The sequence below is a fragment of the Streptomyces hainanensis genome (genome assembly GCF_004348415.1).
GTDB classification, from domain to species: Bacteria; Actinomycetota; Actinomycetes; order Streptomycetales; family Streptomycetaceae; genus Streptomyces; species Streptomyces hainanensis.
Genome location: NZ_SMKI01000848.1, coordinates 1 through 1,130, shown reverse-complemented (window position 1 = coordinate 1,130; position 1,130 = coordinate 1). Strand labels below are relative to the sequence as shown.

At 75.2% G+C, this 1,130-nt stretch carries 3 protein-coding genes; all 3 read right to left on the bottom strand.

Going from position 1 to position 1,130, the window contains the following annotated elements; genetic code table 11:
• A partial coding sequence (locus E1283_RS36415) for a fluoride efflux transporter FluC (protein ID WP_132822421.1) occupies positions 1-270 on the bottom strand: 270 nt, incomplete at its 3' end.
• Positions 267-575 (bottom strand): DUF190 domain-containing protein, encoded by a 309-nt coding sequence (locus tag E1283_RS36410; protein WP_132822420.1) that lies wholly within the window; start codon positions 573-575, stop codon positions 267-269. The genes E1283_RS36415 and E1283_RS36410, both read right to left, overlap by 4 nt.
• Positions 572-1,021: a FluC/FEX family fluoride channel gene (locus tag E1283_RS36405; RefSeq protein ID WP_132822419.1), complete on the bottom strand. Its 450-nt coding sequence runs from the start codon at positions 1,019-1,021 to the stop codon at positions 572-574. The genes E1283_RS36410 and E1283_RS36405 overlap by 4 nt, the downstream gene beginning before the upstream one ends.
• Positions 1,022-1,130 lie beyond the last annotated feature (109 nt).

The following is a 1,130-nucleotide window of genomic DNA, read 5'->3' as shown; positions in this document are numbered from 1 at the left end:
AAGAGACAGGCCCTCCACCAGCCGCAGCGTCTCGTACGAGAACGTCGAGTACGTCGTCAACGCCCCGCACAACCCCGTGCCGAGCAACAGCCGCAGCGACTCGGACGGCGCGACGCCCGTCAGCACGCCGAGCACCAGACAGCCCGTCACGTTGACCGTCAGCGTCCCCCAGGGGAAGACCGCGTCGTGGCGCGACTGGACCGCCCGGTCCGTCAGGTAGCGCAGGGGGGCGCCGACGACGCCGCCGGCCAGGACCAGGAGCCAGTTCACAGGATCTCCACCGGCTCGACCGTGGCGACGCCGCGCCCGGCGAGGAGTTCGGTCAGCTCGGGCAGGAACGCCCGGACGCGGTCCTCCGCGTCGACCACGAGGACGGCCACCGGCAGTTCCTCGCTCAGCGACAGCAGCCGCTGCGTGTGCACCACGGACGACGCGCCGAAGCCCTCGACGCCGTGGAAGACGCTCGCGCCGGCGAGGCCGGCCCGGTGGGCGCGGTGCACGATCTCGGCGGCGAGCGGGCGCCCGTGCCAGGTGTCGTCCTCGCCGAGCAGCACGGTCAGCCGGAGGCCCGTCATGCCGGCCTCCGCCGGAGTCGGCGGGTCGCGGTCGCCGCGACGAGGACGGCGGTGAGCGCGCCGGCCAGGGTCAGCAGCAGGTAGCAGACGGCCGTCACCGGCCGTCCGCCCGTCAGGTGGCGTTCGATGTCGAGCGCGTAGGTGGAGAACGTGGTGAACCCGCCGAGCACGCCGGTGCCGAGGAACGGCCGCACCAGCCGGTGCGGCTCCCGTCCCGGGCCCGCCTCCGTGATCAGCACCATCAGCACCCCGATCAGTGCGCAGCCGACCACGTTGACCAGCAGCGTGGTCCAGGGGAAGCCGTCCGCCGGCGTCGGCCACAGCAGGCCGGCGCCGTAGCGGGCCGCCGTGCCGAGGGCGCCGCCGGCGGCGACGGCCGCCAGCACGGGCCCCTGCCCGCGCCATGGCGCGGGCGCGGGCGGCGGCGTGGTGCTGGCGTCGTTCATGTCCCGGCATCGTAGGCGGCGGTGACCGCCGACCGCAGGCCGGGCTCAGGCCATGCTCGTCGGCTCCGGCATCGAGTCGACGAGCGCGTCGTCCGCCCCGCCGCCGGCC